The organism is Chitinophaga sp. YR627, from assembly GCF_900114995.1.
GTDB lineage: Bacteria > Bacteroidota > Bacteroidia > Chitinophagales > Chitinophagaceae > Chitinophaga.
In genome coordinates this window covers 411,282-427,761 of the sequence record NZ_FOUX01000006.1, presented here as the reverse complement: position 1 = coordinate 427,761, position 16,480 = coordinate 411,282, and the positions used below count along the sequence as shown (strand labels likewise).

General features: G+C 46.5%; 15 protein-coding genes. 10 read left to right on the top strand and 5 right to left on the bottom strand.

The genetic code is table 11. From position 1 onward, the window contains the following. Positions 1 to 8: 8 nt before the first annotated feature. Positions 9 to 974 (bottom strand): helix-turn-helix domain-containing protein, encoded by a 966-nt coding sequence (locus BMZ72_RS31110; protein ID WP_255373340.1) that lies wholly within the window; start codon positions 972 to 974, stop codon positions 9 to 11. A gap of 114 nt (positions 975 to 1,088) precedes the next feature. Between BMZ72_RS31110 and BMZ72_RS31105 the strand changes: the two genes are divergently transcribed. The 3 genes from BMZ72_RS31105 (at position 1,089) to BMZ72_RS31095 (ending at position 3,957) form a co-directional block, all read left to right on the top strand. Continuing rightward, the gene (locus BMZ72_RS31105; protein WP_255373339.1) at positions 1,089 to 2,156 is read left to right on the top strand and encodes an ArsO family NAD(P)H-dependent flavin-containing monooxygenase; all 1,068 of its coding nucleotides are present in this window, start codon (positions 1,089 to 1,091) and stop codon (positions 2,154 to 2,156) included. Between the two features lie 98 nt (positions 2,157 to 2,254). Next, on the top strand, positions 2,255 to 3,091 hold the full coding sequence (locus tag BMZ72_RS31100) for an SDR family NAD(P)-dependent oxidoreductase (protein ID WP_089814499.1): 837 nt from the start codon (positions 2,255 to 2,257) through the stop codon (positions 3,089 to 3,091). A gap of 68 nt (positions 3,092 to 3,159) precedes the next feature. Next, positions 3,160 to 3,957 (top strand): helix-turn-helix domain-containing protein, encoded by a 798-nt coding sequence (locus BMZ72_RS31095; RefSeq protein ID WP_089814497.1) that lies wholly within the window; start codon positions 3,160 to 3,162, stop codon positions 3,955 to 3,957. Positions 3,958 to 4,013: 56 nt separating this feature from the next. Here BMZ72_RS31095 and BMZ72_RS31090 read toward each other — a convergent pair whose 3' ends face one another. Further along, a complete protein-coding gene (locus tag BMZ72_RS31090; protein WP_089814495.1) occupies positions 4,014 to 4,406 on the bottom strand; it encodes a nuclear transport factor 2 family protein in 393 nt (130 codons plus the stop codon). Positions 4,407 to 4,603: 197 nt separating this feature from the next. Here BMZ72_RS31090 and BMZ72_RS31085 point away from each other — a divergent pair, with 197 nt between their 5' ends. The 4 genes from BMZ72_RS31085 to BMZ72_RS31070 all read left to right on the top strand — a co-directional run bounded on the left by BMZ72_RS31085 (position 4,604) and on the right by BMZ72_RS31070 (position 10,519). Further along, a complete protein-coding gene (locus BMZ72_RS31085; protein ID WP_089814493.1) occupies positions 4,604 to 5,338 on the top strand; it encodes an ImuA family protein in 735 nt (244 codons plus the stop codon). 1 nt (position 5,339) lies between these two features. Further along, positions 5,340 to 6,839, top strand: coding sequence for a Y-family DNA polymerase (locus BMZ72_RS31080; protein WP_089814491.1), 1,500 nt, complete (start codon positions 5,340 to 5,342; stop codon positions 6,837 to 6,839). Between the two features lie 16 nt (positions 6,840 to 6,855). Beyond that, positions 6,856 to 10,023 carry an error-prone DNA polymerase gene (locus BMZ72_RS31075; RefSeq protein WP_089814490.1) on the top strand — a complete coding sequence of 1,056 codons (3,168 nt, stop codon included), beginning with the start codon at positions 6,856 to 6,858 and terminating at the stop codon, positions 10,021 to 10,023. Positions 10,024 to 10,114: 91 nt separating this feature from the next. Further along, a complete protein-coding gene (locus tag BMZ72_RS31070) occupies positions 10,115 to 10,519 on the top strand; it encodes a hypothetical protein (RefSeq protein WP_143087833.1) in 405 nt (134 codons plus the stop codon). Here the strand turns inward: BMZ72_RS31070 and xth are convergent, their stop codons facing one another. Together xth and BMZ72_RS31060 are read right to left on the bottom strand one after the other, a co-directional pair. Then, entirely contained in the window at positions 10,520 to 11,299 is a 780-nt protein-coding gene (gene xth, locus BMZ72_RS31065; RefSeq protein ID WP_089814486.1) for an exodeoxyribonuclease III, read from the bottom strand. Positions 11,300 to 11,463: 164 nt separating this feature from the next. Then, complete coding sequence (locus BMZ72_RS31060; protein ID WP_143087832.1) at positions 11,464 to 12,042, bottom strand: carboxypeptidase-like regulatory domain-containing protein; 579 nt, start codon at positions 12,040 to 12,042, stop codon at positions 11,464 to 11,466. Between the two features lie 284 nt (positions 12,043 to 12,326). On the opposite strand from BMZ72_RS31060, the gene BMZ72_RS31055 reads away from it, so the two are divergent. The 3 genes from BMZ72_RS31055 to BMZ72_RS31045 all read left to right on the top strand — a co-directional run bounded on the left by BMZ72_RS31055 (position 12,327) and on the right by BMZ72_RS31045 (position 15,631). Continuing rightward, the gene (locus BMZ72_RS31055) at positions 12,327 to 13,175 is read left to right on the top strand and encodes an AraC family transcriptional regulator (RefSeq protein ID WP_089814481.1); all 849 of its coding nucleotides are present in this window, start codon (positions 12,327 to 12,329) and stop codon (positions 13,173 to 13,175) included. 86 nt (positions 13,176 to 13,261) lie between these two features. Then, positions 13,262 to 14,290 carry an alpha/beta hydrolase gene (locus tag BMZ72_RS31050; RefSeq protein WP_177222984.1) on the top strand — a complete coding sequence of 343 codons (1,029 nt, stop codon included), beginning with the start codon at positions 13,262 to 13,264 and terminating at the stop codon, positions 14,288 to 14,290. Between the two features lie 138 nt (positions 14,291 to 14,428). Next, positions 14,429 to 15,631 (top strand): NAD(P)-dependent oxidoreductase, encoded by a 1,203-nt coding sequence (locus tag BMZ72_RS31045; protein ID WP_089814478.1) that lies wholly within the window; start codon positions 14,429 to 14,431, stop codon positions 15,629 to 15,631. Between the two features lie 109 nt (positions 15,632 to 15,740). Here the strand turns inward: BMZ72_RS31045 and BMZ72_RS31040 are convergent, their stop codons facing one another. Then, on the bottom strand, positions 15,741 to 16,472 hold the full coding sequence (locus BMZ72_RS31040) for a tRNA1(Val) (adenine(37)-N6)-methyltransferase (RefSeq protein WP_089814475.1): 732 nt from the start codon (positions 16,470 to 16,472) through the stop codon (positions 15,741 to 15,743). Positions 16,473 to 16,480: the final 8 nt, after the last annotated feature.

Sequence of the window (16,480 nt, the reverse complement as noted above, 5' to 3'; positions counted from 1 at the left end):
GCATATCATCAGGAACGGAAACTCTGCGCGGTGATCTTCGCGTGTTTTTTAAAAAAATTCGAAAAATGGGCTAAATCATCAAATCCGAGGGTATAACCGATATCATATACACTCCAGTCTGTCCTTTTCAGCAGCATCTTCGCTTCCTGTATGATCCTGTCACTGACAATATCTGTCGTTGTACGGCCTGTTTTTGCTTTCAGTACTTTATTGAGGTGGTTGACATGTACAGCCAGGCGATCGGCATAGTCTTTCGCTGTACGCAATTCCAATCGCTGGTGCTGTGATTCCAGTGGAAACTGTCTTTCCAGTAATTCTACAAATAACGAAGAAATCCTGTCGGCTGCATTTTGCGGCGCGGTCAGGACAGACATTGGCTGCAGCTTCTGTCCGTAGTGAATGATCTCCTGTAAGAGGTTGCGCAGCAGGTCATATTTGTAGACATAATCACCGGCAATTTCCCGGAGCATTTTACGGAAAATATATTCCAGTTCGGCTACTGCTTCCGGCGTCAGCTGGAAGACCGGCAATGCACCTGGTTTGAAAATGGGTAATTCATCCAGAAAAACACCCGCATTATTCCTGGATAGAAACTCTGCGGTAAAAATGCAGAACATACCTGTCTGATCGCTGTCTACAGGCACCCAATGATAAGGAATTCTCGGGGTAGCGAAAAGCAGCGCACTGTCTTCAATCTCTATTACTTTATCAGCATATTCGGCCCTGCTGTGCCCACGGATGAGACTGACCTTGTAATAATCCCTTCTGCTGTATGGCATAATCCGGTTACCCGTCTTTTTATCATACAGCTTTTCTGTTTCAAAAACGTTAAAATGCCCATTCTGCGTCCCGATACCATCAGGAAGATCACCGGTTGCCCGCTGGTAAAACTTGTTTAGGGAGGTATTCTCGATCATGTTATCAAAAGATGACAGGATCAAAGGTACCATGTTTGTGAAATCTGCAAAATTCATTCTATCACCGTTAGCCATTTTCCTTATTTGGAGATCTCCTTCACCCATCGTAATATTGCGATATATGAGCTAATAAAACCAATCTATTCACCAAAGGCAAATAAGGTCGCCATCATGGCGAAGGCTGTAGTAAGTATGGAAAAGGTATACGATGTTATAGTGATTGGCGGAGGACAAAGTGCACTGGCTGTCGCGTATTATCTGCGACGGACCACACTTGATTATATAATGCTTGACAAAGAAGCGATGCCCGGAGGCGCATGGCAACACTACTGGGATTCGCTGACACTCTTCTCTCCCGCTTTATGGAGCTCTCTTCCCGGCGTTATCATGCCTGGTGGCAATAACTATTATCCAACAAGAGATGAAACGGTCGATTACCTGCGTAACTATGAAGCGCGGTATAATTTCCCTGTACAAAGATCAGTGACCGTTTCGGCTGTCCGCAGAGAGGAAAACATATTTATCCTGACGACAGATAAAGGGGATTATAAGGCGCGGGCTGTGATCAGTGCGACCGGTTCTTTTGTGAACCCGCACATACCGGCTATCCCCGACAGGGAGCTTTACAAGGGTACCGTACTGCATTCCGCACAATATAAAAATCCGGCGGCCTTTGCCGGCAAAAAAGTGGCTGTTGTAGGGGAAGGTAATTCAGGCGCCCAGATCCTTGCGGAAGTATCCAAAGTAGCCGGTACGCTATGGATCGTACAGGAAGCGCCTTCTTTTCTTTCCGGCGAAATAGACGGCAGATATCTGTTTGATGTGGCGACGATGGTCTATAAAGCCAAACAGGAAGGACGGACCTATCAGGCCCCTACGCTGGGACATATTGTACAGGTGCCTGCCGTAAAAGAGGCCATTGAGCGGGACATTTATCATTCCTTACCGGCTTTTGACCGCTTTACGGAAAACGGTATTGGCTGGAACGGCGGACAGGAAGCTGCTGTTGATGCAGTGATCTTCTGTACCGGCTTCTCCCCTGCATTACAGCATCTGGCGCCTTTAAATGCGACCCGTACAGATGGGAAGATCCATACCAATGAGACGATTGCTATAGACGTTCCCGGCCTCTGGCTTGTAGGTTATGGACAATGGACGGGCTTTGCCTCTGCTACCCTGATCGGTGTGGGCAGAACAGCCAAAAAAACAGTGGAAGAAATCCAGCTCTATCTGCAATAATTTATACTGACCTTTACAACAAAGTAAATTGACCTGTGCAACAAAGTGCCGGGTCGGTCTCGTATCTACCTTTGTGTTGTAAACAAAAACAAAAGGTTATGCAAAAAGTATGGTTTATAACAGGTAGCGCAAGAGGTTTAGGCAGAAGCCTGACAGCAGCAGTATTAGCAAAAGGTGATCTCGTGGCAGCAACCGCCAGGAACCCTTCACAGTTAGACGAATTCGTTCAGCAATATGGCGATCATATATTCCCCGTTCAACTGGACGTTACAGATTATACACAGGTACGCAAAGCAGTAGAAGATACCATTGCACGTTTCGGCAGAATCGATGTACTGGTCAATAATGCCGGTTTCGGTATCATTGGCGCAGCAGAAGCATTCACAGACGAGCAGGTACGTAGTCAGCTGGAAACAAATCTGTATGCTCCCATAGAAATTACAAGAGTTGTATTACCTTATATGCGTAAACAGTGCTCCGGCAGGATACTGCAGATCAGTTCCATCGGTGGCCGTATTACCAGCAATGGGCTGACCATGTACCAGAGCGCTAAATGGGGACTCTCCGGCTTCGCGGATGGTCTTGCCAAGGAAGTAGGCGCACTGGGTATTAAAGTGACGGCTGTTGAACCAGGTGGATTCCGTACCGACTGGGCTGGCGATTCAATGACCTACGCAGCAAACGTGGAAGGATATGAATCTACTATCGGTCAGCGGACAGAGATCTTTAAAACCGGTAAATTTGTACCTAAAGGTGATCCTGAAAAAGCAGCCGCTGTACTGGTAAACCTGGCAGATCATCCGGAGCCTCCTGTACACCTCGTATTAGGTAGTGATGCAACCGGCTTACTGCAACAGGTGAATGCCGCAAGACAGGCCGAATTTGAACAGTGGTTGTCAGTGAGTGAGTCTACCGATGCTGTAGATAACCAATAATTCAACTTTATACGCATAGCTGTTGCCATGACAGCTATGCTTTTTACTTTTTTAATGCGGTGATATATATGAGTGATAGTAAAGCATTAAAGCAGATCAGCTATTCCTGCTATCATACGAAAACAAAAGAAGGGGAACAATTTGTTGCCGAACATGTATTCAGTTACCAGATAGCAGGCACACTGATCATGAATGATGGTGAGCAGGAATATCAGTTCAAGGAAGGAGAATTCCGGTTCAGTAAAAGAAATACCCTGATCAAGTTTACCAAACACCCGCCTGCCAACGGAGACTATAAGAACTTATCTATTTTTCTTGATCAGCAGACATTGAGAAGCTTTGGCGCGGAGTATGGTTATACTTCTGAGAAGCATGTACAAACTGTTCCGTTTTTCACCTTACGTCCGCATGCACTGCTGAAAAACTATATGGATTCTTTACAGCCTTATGATCAGCTGTTACAGTCCGGCAATGAAATATTATTGTCCTTAAAAGTGAAAGAAGCTATTGCGATACTTGTGCAGACAAATCCGCAGTTAAAAGATATACTTTTCGACCTCAGCGAACCAGGTAAATTAGACCTGGAAGGCTTTATGAACAAGAACTTTCATTTCAATGTCTCACTTGACAGATTCGCCTATCTGACGGGCAGAAGTTTGTCTACTTTTAAAAGAGATTTCGAAAAAACATTTAATACCCCTCCGGGTAAATGGCTGCAGCAGAAAAGATTACAGGAGGCCTATTACCGGATAAAAGAAAAAGGGGTGGCGCCGTCTGATGTTTATATTGATGTCGGATTTGAAGACCTCTCCCACTTTTCCTATGCGTTTAAAAAGATGTATGGACAAGCCCCCAGCAGGATATGAATGCCTGTCCGCTAATATCAACGGACAGGCATTTACAGCTGCATAGGTAGTGTATTTTAATGTGCAGATCCCAGGTCACGGTCTTCTTCCGGACCACTTAGCAAACGGGATAATTCGCTGCAATAGGTAATCTTTCCATTTTCAATATGAAACTCCGCTATCAGGTGTGCGCTGGCTACTGTTCCATCAGGTTTGGTAGCGGTTACGATATGATTAGTGAATACGATATTCCCTTCCTCAATAACCGTATTATATAAAAATTCCAGACGGGTAGTGCGTTGCTTTACCAGTGCCATATGTGCCACAAACTGCTCATAGTTCAATTCCTTTCCATCTACAAACTGTCGGTAAGACACATCAAAATAGCGGGCGATCATTTCCTCATCAAATATAGGGTCCATCAATACCTTGCTAAAGGCCTCTTTTACAAGCGCTTTGTAGTTATTCATACTTTTTCTGATTTTGTATAACAAAGTAAGTATGGTTCTCTTCCATTCCTTGTGCACAAAACCGGGTAATGTTTATACAATAACCCGCAAAACTGATGTGCAAAAAAATAGCCCACACAATACTAATATTATTAGTAATATTGCTAAATATATTAGTCGTAAACAAACAGATTGTTTCATAACAATCAGCGTCAGCTATGCCAGAAAAAGCAGATATTATTTTTCAGCTGCAAAAGGATATTCTCCGCTTGCAGGGATACAGGTCCGTACAGCAGGACAATGCGCCTGTAATAGACCTGGGTCCGGTGAATACTGCCTTTCCGAATGGCGTCTTCCCTACCGGCGCGATACATGAGTTTCTTTGTCCGCTGACAGAACAGGCAGCAGCCACTTCCGGTTTTGTGAGTGCACTGACCGGTTCTTTGATGCAGTTTGGCGGCGCCTGTATCTGGATAAGCGTTTCCAGAACACTCTTTCCCCCTTCACTGAAAACATTTGGTATTGAACCACACCGGGTGGTTTTCATTGACCTGCAGCGTACGAAAGATGCGCTCTGGGCATTGGAAGAAGCCCTGAAGTGTGAAGGACTTGCTGCGGTGATCGCCGAATTACCGGAGATTGGATTTACACAATCGCGCAGATTACAACTGGCGGTAGAACAAAGTAAAGTAACCGGCTTTATCCTGCGCACTTCTTCCAGGAGTGTGGGTACGACTGCTTCCGCAGCAAGGTGGCAGATCACTCCATTGCCCAGTGCCATGGAAAATGATATGCCTGGCGTAGGTTATCCGCGCTGGCAGGTAGAACTGCTGAAAGTACGGAACGGACGGAATGGCGTCTGGAAAATGGAATGGTCAGAAGGCCGTTATAACATTCTACAGGAGCCTTCTTCCAGTAAACATGTACAGACGCATCAATTAAAAGCAGGGTGATATGTCCGCACGTTTTTTTACGATATGGTTTCGTCATTTAACAACGGACTGGCTTACCCGCCGTCAGCCGGAACTACAAAACATCCCTTTTGTATTTGCCGCCCTGGTACATGGCAGAATGGTGATCACTGCTGCGAATATTCGCGCCGAAACACAAGGCATCCGCAGTGGTATGCCAGTCGCTGACGCAAAAGCGATTGTACCCGGTTTACAGGTTTTTGATGCATTACCGGATAAGGAATCTCAACTCTTACAGGCTCTCGGAGAATGGTGCATCCGTTATACCCCACTGGTAGCTGTCGACCTGCCGGACGGTCTCATTCTCGATATCAGTGGCTGCCCACATTTATGGGGAGGCGAACGGGAATACCTGCGGGAGGTCATTACCAAACTGCGCGCCATCGGATATGATGTAAGAGGCGCTATCGCAGATACCATTGGTACTTCCTGGGCAGTTAGCCGCTATGGCAGGATCAAGCCTATTATTGAAAGCGGGGAACAATCTGCCGCCCTGCATCCCTTACCACCCGCTGCATTACGACTGGAACCGGAACTCCTGGACAAACTGCATAAACTGGGTCTGCAACAGGTCGGTAATTTTATGACGATGCCAGGCCGGATATTACGCCGGCGTTTTGGCAATACACTCCTCTCCCGCCTCAGTCAGGCCCTGGGATACGAAATAGAAGCCATACAGCCCTTATTTCCGCCCGCTCCTTATGAAGAACGATTACCCTGCCTGGAACCGATTCGTACCGCTACAGGGATCGAAATTGCCATTCAGACACTACTGGAGAAATTATGCCTGCGCCTGCAACAGGAAGGGAAAGGATTACGCACAGCCACCCTCAAGGGATACCGCACCGACAACAGGATGGTACAGGCGAGTATTGGCACCAGCAGGGCCTCACATCATGTGCAGCACCTTTTCAAACTGTTTGAGCTAAAGATCCCTTCCATAGAGCCAGCATTGGGTATTGAACTATTTACGCTGGAGGCGGAGCAGACAGAAGAGGTAGCGGCTGCACAGGAGGCATTCTGGACAGCAGGTCCCGGACTGAACAATCCTTCTGTGGCAGAACTGCTGGACAGACTGGCCGGGAAGGTAGGCGCTGATAGTATCCGCCGGTATCTGCCACAGGAACATTACTGGCCGGAGCGCTCTATTAAGCAGACGCCCTCCCTGGAAGAACAACCCACTACCAGCTGGCGGACTGACAAACCACGGCCGGTACAGTTACTGGCTAAACCGGAGCCTATTGAAGTAACAGCGCCGATACCGGATTATCCGCCTATGCTATTCCGCTATAAAGGGAAACTGCATGAGATCAAAAGAGCAGATGGGCCGGAACGGATAGAACGCGAATGGTGGCTGGATGGCGGTGAACACCGGGATTATTACAGTGTGGAAGATAAAGAAGGACGGCGTTACTGGTTGTTCCGCTCAGGACATTATTCCGGTCAGCAGTCACAATGGTTTATTCATGGATTTTTTGCCTAGAGAAAAGTGAGGAAATATGCATTACGTTGAATTACAGGTGACCAGCAATTTCAGCTTCCTGCGTGGCGCTTCCCATCCGGATGAACTGGTGATACAGGCAGCGGAATATGGTTATAAAGAGATCGCCATTACTGACCGGAATACGCTGGCAGGTATTGTGCGTGCACATGCTGCTGCCAAAGCAAAAGGGATCAGGATCATTCCTGCCTGCAGACTGGATCTGCAGGACGGCCCTTCCCTGCTGGCCTATCCTACCGATCAGGCAGCCTATAGCCGGTTATCTTCCCTGTTGACTACCGGCAATCTGCGTGCTGAAAAAGGAGATTGTCATCTCTACAAAAAAGATATCTACGCCTATGCGACAGGCATTATCTTCATCGTTATACCACCTGAACAACTCAATACTAAATTTGATTTTGAAACCGCTTTCAAAAATGATCTGAAAGAATACCGGGAGAAGCTTGGCGAGCAACTGTACCTCTCTGTTACCCGTTCCTATCTGGGAGATGATCATAAAAGGCTTTACCGCCTGGCGCAACTATCCGCATTGTATTATATTCCGCTGGCCGCCACCAATGACGTGCATTATCATCATCCGGAACGGCGGCAGTTGCAGGATATACTGACCTGCGTAAGAGAAAAATGTACGATCTACAATGCCGGTTTCCGCTTACACCAGAATGCAGAAAGACATTTAAAAACACCGGCGGAAATGCTTCGCCTGTTCCGGCAGTATCCGGAAGCGATCAGTAATGCGCGGCGTATTGCAGATGCCTGTCAGTTTACGCTGGAAAGTCTGAAATATGTATACCCCGAAGAACTGACCACGGATGGTCGTACGCCTCAGGAAGAACTGACTTATCTTTCCTGGGAAGGTGCGAAAGAGCGGTTTGGAAATGATATTCCGGAGAAGATCTCTTCAGCGATCAACTACGAACTGACATTCATTGAAGAGATGAATTATGCAGCTTATTTTCTGACGGTGCATGACATTGTACGTTTCGCCCGGAGTCAGCATATCTTATGTCAGGGACGTGGTTCTGCGGCGAATTCCACGGTATGTTATGTACTAGGGATCACGTCTGTGGATCCGACTGAAATTGATCTCTTATTCGAAAGATTCATCTCTTCTGCCCGTAATGAACCGCCTGATATTGATGTAGACTTTGAACATGAACGCAGAGAAGAAGTCATGCAATACGTCTTCAATAAGTACGGCAGGGACAGGGCTGCTATTGTTGCTACCGTTACACAACAACACCAGAAAGGTGCCATCCGGGATGTCGGCAAAGCGATGGGATTATCTGTAGATACGATCAACCGCATGTCTACTTCTATCTGGCGTTATACGGATGAATGGTTTGATGAAGGACGGCTGCAGGAACATGGGCTGAATCCGGAAGATCCACATCTGAAAAAAGTACTGTCACTGACAAAACAGATGATGGGATTTCCAAGACAACTGGGACAACATACAGGCGGCTTTGTGATCACACAGGGAAAACTACATGAGCTCTGTCCTATTCTGAATGCCCGTATGGAAAACAGGACCTGTATAGAGTGGAATAAAGATGATATAGATACGCTGGGATTCATGAAGATCGATGTACTGGCATTGGGCATGCTGACCTGTATCAGAAAAGCTTTTGACCTGGTGAAACAACATTATGGAAAGGATTATACACTAGCAAATATCCCTCAGGGGGATAAAGCAGTATATGAAATGATCAGTCGTGCAGACACTATTGGCGTATTCCAGATAGAGAGCCGTGCGCAGCAGTCCATGTTGCCAAGACTACGGCCAGAAAAGTTTTATGACCTCGTTATTGAAGTAGCAATCGTACGCCCCGGCCCTATTCAGGGAGACATGGTACATCCGTATCTGCGCCGACGGAATGGACAAGAGGAACCAGATTATCCGCCACAACTGAAAGACATCCTGGAGAAAACACTTGGCGTTCCCCTCTTCCAGGAACAAGCCATGAACATCGCCATCAAGGCGGCCAATTTTACTCCAACGGAAGCAGATGAATTACGCCGTAGTATGGCTACTTTCAGACTGAATGGCGTCATTGAGAAGTTTGAGAAAAAACTCATTAAGGGGATGACTGACAATGGCTACGAACTTGACTTTGCACAACGCATATTCAAACAGCTCAAAGGGTTTGGCAGTTATGGATTTCCGGAGAGTCATGCTGCCAGTTTTGCGTTACTGGTGTATGTTTCTTCTTATCTCAAGTGTTATTATCCGGATGTTTTTGCGGGTGCATTGCTGAACAGTATGCCCATGGGTTTTTATCAGCCAGCGCAGATAGTAAGTGATGCCCGTGCACATCATGTGGAAGTCAGACCGGTGGATATCAATCACTCTTTCTGGGATAATACACTGGAGGAAATGGCCGGGAAATACCATGCTTTAAGACTGGGCTTCCGCCAGGTTAAAAGCCTAAACCAGGAAGACATGGACGTCTTATTATCCGCCAGGAAAAAAGGCATTACCAGTATCCTTGCTTTACGGGAAGCCGGTGTGTCTCAGACGGCCCTGGAAAAGCTCGCAGATGCGGATGCCTTCCGGTCCATCGGTCTTGACAGACGAAGGGCCTTATGGGAAATCTCCTCGTTACATGACCGGCCTATTGGTCTGTTTACCGGACAAGCATCTGAAAGCACGGTCGAACAACCCGTTGAACTGCCTGAAATGTCTGCGCCGGAACATGTGGTGCAGGATTATAATGCGCTGGCTTTGTCACTCAAGGCCCACCCGGTGAGTTTTGTCAGGGAAAAGCTTAGTCTGCTACATGTAACGGCAGTGAAGGATCTGGCGACGATACCCGACGGAATGCCAGTAAAAGTGGCTGGTCTGGTACTGGTGAGACAAAGACCCGGTACCGCCAGCGGGGTTTGCTTTATTACCATTGAAGACGAGACGGGCTGTGCAAACCTGGTGGTGTTTAATCAGTTGTTCGAAAAGTACCGTAAGGAGATATTACAGGCCAGGCTGTTGATGGTGGAAGGGAAAATGCAACGGGAAGGTGAAGTGGTCCATGTGGTGGTGAGGCAATGTTATAACCTGAACAAGTTATTACATCAGATGACAGTGGTAAAGGATGGAACGGTGAAGCAGGCGGAAATAAAACCAGGTACAGAGGAGCTGAAGTTACCCGGCGCAAGGAATTTCAGGTAGGAAGCACCATCCCGGTCAGCCAATGTTAATTCTTCATTGCCGGGGGAGTCTGGCAGGATATATGCAGAAGATGGGTTATATTATGTTAACTATGAAAAAGACTCTTTTCCTGCTTTTCACCTCACTATTAGGTATCAAATCCCAGGGAAATGCCCAGGATAAAACACCCGTTTCCTTCAACGATCTTATTGCAAAGGAATGGAAGTTAGCCTATTATGGCGATAATGGTAAAAAACAGCCTCCTTCGAAGCAGCAAGCCGATAACCGCATGACCTTTTACAAAGACAAGCGCGTTTTGTCAGTCGAGCAGGGCAAACAGGACCAGGGGGTATGGCAATATGACTCCACCACCAAAGTGCTGACTATTACGGACAATAAAACAAAAGGGATACTGGCATTGCAGGTGATGCAACTCGATCAATCTAAATTTGTCGTTGGTTATAAGGACCCCAACGGGACTTTAGTGGAAATACATATGCTGGCTGTCAGACAGTAACTACTTCCCTTTTACTTCGATCCATACCGGCGCATGATCGCTGGTCTTCTCCCATCCTCTTACATCGCGGTCTACACCGGCTGCCTTCAGGCGTTTGTCAAAATGCGAGCTAAGCAGGAAGTGGTCAATACGCAGACCGGCATTACGGCCGTAAGCGTCTCTGAAATAATCCCAGAAGGTATAGATCTTATCTTCAGGGTAGAGTTTGCGGATGGCGTCTGTCCAGCCCAGTTCTACCAGTTCTTTAAACGCGGCCCTGGTTTCCGGTCTAAACAGGGCATCATCTACCCAGCGTTCTGGTTTATATACATCCAGTTCTGTCGGCATGACGTTATAATCGCCTGTCAGAATTACCGGCACATCCTGTGCGAGCAATTCTTTTGCGTGGGCGGTCAGGCGTTTGAACCAGTTCAGTTTATAGTCGAATTTAGGCCCCGGCGCAGGGTTACCGTTAGGCAGGTACAAACATCCCAGTATAAAATCGCCATTGATCACGGCTTCAATATACCGGCTGTGCACATCTTCAGGATCACCAGGAAGCGCTCTGCGGATCTCTTCTATCTGGAGGTTACGGGCAAGAATGGCCACACCATTCCAGCTTTTCTGTCCATGCCAGATGGCATTATAACCGGCATCTCTGATCGCCTGTTCCGGAAATTTCTCCTGCGGAGCTTTCAGTTCCTGTAAACAGACAACATCGGGTGCGGACTCTTCCAGCCAGCGAAGCAGGACAGGCAGGCGTCCGTTGACACCATTCACATTATACGTGGCTATTTTCATGGCGAATAGATCTGTGTTTAATGATGGATATTGCGTTTAAAATCATGCCGGTTAAAGGACAGGCTGCAATTTATCACTTTTAGGATTACCACATCAGATCTCTGCGATAGAAATACATGCATCTCATACCCCGGGGAGCATGAGATGCATATTGAAAACTGCTGTTAATGTAGTTTGATCGAAACTACTTCACCCGACTCCTTGACCTCCACAAATTCTTCTATCCTGTCGGAGTGACCAACACTGTAGTATTCAGGCGTATAGTAGTCCGTACGACCGTAGCCGCTATAACCACTACCTGTATACACATTCCTGGAATGACTGGTTGACCAGCCTACAATGGCCTGCAGGAAGTACCTTCCGGGCTTCATCTCGGTAAAGGTGAAATTGCCATAGCTGTCTGTCGTCGTTTCCAGGCGGAAGCGGAAGGCTTCATCTGACATATATACGTAGGTGTGCTTACCTTCTTTTTTCTTACGCAGCGAGAGCCATGCGTCAAAATAAGGCGTTACGGGAAACAACACAATTTTCGTGTTGGTAGCATAAATACGTTCTGCCAGTAGCGGTTTAACCCCCAAATTATTCTTAGGCTTTGTAAAGGCAATACCCTTGATCGTCCCCTTTCCCCTTTTCAGCTGTTCGCGGGCGGTTAAGGAATCAAAAGCGAATTCCGGGTAGAGGATCTTTGGAGGTTTTGGTCCCCTTTGTGCCAAAACAATCCCTGCAAGGCATACGAATGCCATAGTCAATACTGATGATGCGATTCTCATTATACTTAATCGTTGGTTAGCATATGGTTTTTAAAGCTTTCCGTTTATGGGCTTTTAGGTCTTTCTATCAGGGGTTGGGCTGTGCAATTGTGTTTACGAAGCCGCTAAGATATAGATTTTGCAAATATTATTATAAAAAAAAACCTAATTCGCTGTAATTCAGGAAGGACGGCCATATCGGATAGGATGCCCCGGTTTCCGGGCAGTAACAGTGTTAAACGGATAGCTTGTTATAAAAAAGGCGATACATTTGTTATATGGAAAATGTATTGAAGCAATTCTTCTCCAAGAAATTCGGCTATATAGATTTTGATGCTGAGACAGCAGATGACATCCTGTATGAAGAGTATAACGCCTTTATCAAAGTACTCTTTATGGAAGCAGGATCGGAAGTGATGGTGGATTTTAAGGAATACAAACTGGAAAAGGACGCGCTTTTCTTTATTAAGGACGGACAATGGTATAAGTGTGCCGGCAGCGGTACGCTATTATATTATAACCGTGATTTTTACTGTATCCAGATCCATGATGCGGAGGTGGCTTGTGATGGTTTGTTGTATAATAATGTATATGATGTACCGGTTGTATACCTGGATGCAGAGGCTTCCCGTCAGACCAGACACATATTGCAGGAAATAAAGATGGAGGCTGTCAGTTCAGAAAGCAGTACGGAGGAGATGATCAGGATCTTCCTGAAACAACTGATCATCCGTTCTACCCGTATGTGGAAGAAGACAAATGACCTGGCGGATAGCAGTGCCACACAGGAAGTAGAGTTTCTGCGGAAATTCAGTCAGCTGGTGGAAGCACATTATATTAAACACCATAATGTGGCTGACTATGCGGATATGCTGAGCATTACCCCTAAAGCGCTCAGTAAGAAAATATCGAAATACAGTGCAAAAACCCCTAATGATATTATAAAGGACAGGATCATCCTGGAGGCCAAACGCCTGCTGATCCATACTGATCTGAGTGTAAAAGAGATCGGTTACAAGCTGGGATATGAAGACCCGGCGTACTTTGTACGTTTATTTACCAACCAGACGGAAAGCTCCCCCCTGCTTTTCAGAAAAAAATACGCCGAAGGAGAAAAAGTACAATAACTGTCGCCATTCGTGCATTGATCGCGCTCATTTGCTGCCGTAGTTTTGTGTTATCAAATTAAATGATCACAATCAACAACACACAAATGAAAAAGCAAATACTCTCTCTCGCAGTTGCCAGTATACTAAGTGCAAGCGCTTTCGCACAGACCGTAAATCCTGACAATGATCCTAACATTGACAGACACACGAAAGCATTCCTGCATGCGTTAAACAACAGCGGTGGTGCACCTTTGGAAACATTGTCTCCTAAAGATGCCCGCGAAGTACTGGTAGGTGCGCAGAAGAGCGTAAAAGTCGATATATCCGGTATTACAGTTACCGACAAAACAATTACACAGGACGGTCAGACTATCAAAATACATATCGTTCGGCCGGAAGCAGCTAAAGGTGTACTGCCAGTATTTATGTTCTTCCATGGCGGCGGATGGGTACTGGGTGACTTCCCTACTCACCTGCGTTTAGTACGTGACCTGGTAGTAAGTTCAGGAGCAGCGGCTGTTTTCGTAGACTATACACCTTCACCGGAAGCACATTATCCGGTAGCGATCAATCAGGCATATGCAGCCACCAAATGGGTAGCAGCGAATGGTAAAGAGATCAACGTAGACAGTAAACGTCTGGCAGTTGCAGGTAACAGCGTGGGCGGTAACATGGCAGCTGTAGTAGCGCTGATGGCGAAAGAGAAAGGTGGTCCGGCTATTAAATTACAGGTACTCCTGTGGCCTGTAACAGATGCTAACTTTGAAACTGGCTCTTACAATCAATATGCAGAACAGCGCTTCCTGACCAAGAATCTGATGAAATGGTTCTGGGATAATTATACAACAGATGCGAATCAGCGAAAAGAGATCTATGCTTCTCCTTTACAGGCTACCACTGAACAGCTGAAAGGTTTACCACCAGCACTGGTACAGGTTGCAGAGAATGATGTACTGCGTGATGAAGGTGAAGCATATGCACGTAAAATGGATGCAGCAGGTGTAAATGTAACGCTGGTAAGATATGATGGTGCGATCCATGACTATGGTCTGCTGAATCCTATCGCGGATAATCCATCTACACGTTCTGCGATGTTACAGGCAGGTAATGAATTAAAAGCTTATTTGAAATAGTTGAGGTTACATAAGTGAGGTTTTAACAAAGAGTGATGCCGCCCTGACAGTGTTTTAATACGCTGTCGGGGCGGTTCTTTTTTGGCACTTCCAATGAATACGAATATGTGTTATATTTGGTTACACCAAAACCCAGATATGCTACACATCGGTCTTATACGGGAAGAGAAACAGCCACACGATAACAGAGTCGCCTTTACGCCACAGCAATGTCAGTGGATCATCAGACATCATCCGCAGGTACGCATCAGTGTACAGCCTTCTCCCTGGAGATGTTTCACAGATAATGAATATGCCGCCGCCGGTATTACGCTTTCCGAAGACCTCTCCCATTGTGAGATACTGTTAGGGATTAAAGAGGTCCCGGCAGATGAACTGATTCCCGGGAAAACATATCTTTTCTTTTCACATACCCGTAAGAAACAGCCGCATAACAGGCATATGTTACAGACGATCCTGGAAAAACAGATCACGCTGATAGACTATGAATGCCTGGTCCATGCAGATGGTGCACGTATTTTAGGATTTGGCTTCTTTGCCGGCGTCGTTGGCGCGCACAACGGTTTGCTGACTTATGGAAAGAAGACAGGGGCTTATAACCTTGTGCCGGTGCATCGCTGCCATGATTTTAAAGAGCTGATCAATCATTATTTCGGCGCTAAACTACCGCCCTTGAAGATCGTCATTACAGGTTCCGGACGCGTTGCTGCGGGTACGCTGGAAGTCATGGGACTACTGGGCATTAAATATATTCCACCGGAAGAATATCTCATCAATACCTATGCTTATCCCGTATATACGCAGCTGAAAGCAGGAGAACTGTATCTGCGGAAAACAGATAAGACCTATAGCAGGGAAGATTTTCACCTGCATCCAGAACAGTACGACTGCCGCTTTCTCCCTTTTGTAACAGCAACTGATATCCTGATGAATGGTATTTACTGGGATGAACGTATTCCGCCGTTATTTACCTGGAATGACCTTGCAAAAGACAACTTCCGGATTAAGGTGATTGCTGACATTACAGATGATACAAATGGCTCGATTCCTTCGAATCTGGGAGATTCCAGTATTGATGATCCTGTGTATGGTGTAGACAAACAGACAAGGGAGCGGACAGCGCCTTTCCTGCCGGATACGCTGGATATGATGTGTGTGAGTAATCTGCCGAATGAACTGCCAAGAGATGCGTCACAGTATTTTGGGGATCAGTTGATGAAGTATGTGTTTGATGAATTGCAGCAGGAGAATAGTGAGACTATACGGAATGCGACAATTGCGGATAAAGGACGATTAACGGAGCGGTTTGCGTATTTGGGGGATTATGTGAGTGAGGATTAAGTAGAATGCGCTAAGAGCGATTTATGGAAGTGCGGACGCGATGGGAAGGATTGTTAGAGACTGTGTAAGGTTGAAACATAAGGACCTGGAACGTGTCCGCACACACTTATCACAGGAAAAGATAATAAGGCTTTAACAAGGCTATAAACGTAGCAGTATACGTTTTCTTATCTGCTTCACGTATTGCCATTACCTGTTCGGAGGAAGACGGTGTAACATGCCCTCTCCTACCGAAAATACCTACGCTGCGGAAATAATCATGTTGCTCGCTTTGCTTTACATGCAGTACCTGCTCTAAAGAGAAGCCTGCTATTTCCGCCAATGCTTTAAAGTCTGCAAAGGGCTTATAAGGCAACAATACAGAAAAACGACCTTCTTCTGACAGCTGCCTGTCAATTACCTGCAAGAGCTCGTTATAATCCAGCGTAGTGGCATGCATGGCCTGATTGCGCAGCTGATTGACGCTTTTCAGGTCTCCCTCATAGAAAGGAGGATTTGTGACAATAAAGTCATACCGCTCCCCTGCCGGCAGTTGCTTGGCATCTGTCTCCATCACCCTTAAGCGCTCCTTCCAGGGAGAAGCTTCAAAGTTTGTTCGGGCCTGTCCTGCGGCAGCCGGATCCAGTTCTATACCCGTAATGGCAGCTTCAGATTGCTGTGCCAGCATCAGAGAAAGCAGTCCGGTGCCGGTGCCTATATCCAGTATGCGGCTGACCGGTGATTGCTCCCGGAGCCAGGCAGCTGTATAGGCGCCCTGCACACAGGCGTCTGTGCAGACTTTCATCGCACAGGCGTCCTGGTATACGGTAAATTGCTTGAAACTGAAATAGTGATTGGGCATCGGCAGTT

Coding starts and splice junctions, on each gene's coding strand:
- BMZ72_RS31110 (WP_255373340.1), bottom strand. CDS start 974: ATGAATTTTGCAGATTTCACAAACATGGTACCTTTGATCCTGTCATCT.
- BMZ72_RS31105 (WP_255373339.1), top strand. CDS start 1,089: ATGGCGAAGGCTGTAGTAAGTATGGAAAAGGTATACGATGTTATAGTG.
- BMZ72_RS31100 (WP_089814499.1), top strand. CDS start 2,255: ATGCAAAAAGTATGGTTTATAACAGGTAGCGCAAGAGGTTTAGGCAGA.
- BMZ72_RS31095 (WP_089814497.1), top strand. CDS start 3,160: ATGAGTGATAGTAAAGCATTAAAGCAGATCAGCTATTCCTGCTATCAT.
- BMZ72_RS31090 (WP_089814495.1), bottom strand. CDS start 4,406: ATGAATAACTACAAAGCGCTTGTAAAAGAGGCCTTTAGCAAGGTATTG.
- BMZ72_RS31085 (WP_089814493.1), top strand. CDS start 4,604: ATGCCAGAAAAAGCAGATATTATTTTTCAGCTGCAAAAGGATATTCTC.
- BMZ72_RS31080 (WP_089814491.1), top strand. CDS start 5,340: ATGTCCGCACGTTTTTTTACGATATGGTTTCGTCATTTAACAACGGAC.
- BMZ72_RS31075 (WP_089814490.1), top strand. CDS start 6,856: ATGCATTACGTTGAATTACAGGTGACCAGCAATTTCAGCTTCCTGCGT.
- BMZ72_RS31070 (WP_143087833.1), top strand. CDS start 10,115: ATGAAAAAGACTCTTTTCCTGCTTTTCACCTCACTATTAGGTATCAAA.
- xth (WP_089814486.1), bottom strand. CDS start 11,299: ATGAAAATAGCCACGTATAATGTGAATGGTGTCAACGGACGCCTGCCT.
- BMZ72_RS31060 (WP_143087832.1), bottom strand. CDS start 12,042: ATGGCATTCGTATGCCTTGCAGGGATTGTTTTGGCACAAAGGGGACCA.
- BMZ72_RS31055 (WP_089814481.1), top strand. CDS start 12,327: ATGGAAAATGTATTGAAGCAATTCTTCTCCAAGAAATTCGGCTATATA.
- BMZ72_RS31050 (WP_177222984.1), top strand. CDS start 13,262: ATGAAAAAGCAAATACTCTCTCTCGCAGTTGCCAGTATACTAAGTGCA.
- BMZ72_RS31045 (WP_089814478.1), top strand. CDS start 14,429: ATGCTACACATCGGTCTTATACGGGAAGAGAAACAGCCACACGATAAC.
- BMZ72_RS31040 (WP_089814475.1), bottom strand. CDS start 16,472: ATGCCCAATCACTATTTCAGTTTCAAGCAATTTACCGTATACCAGGAC.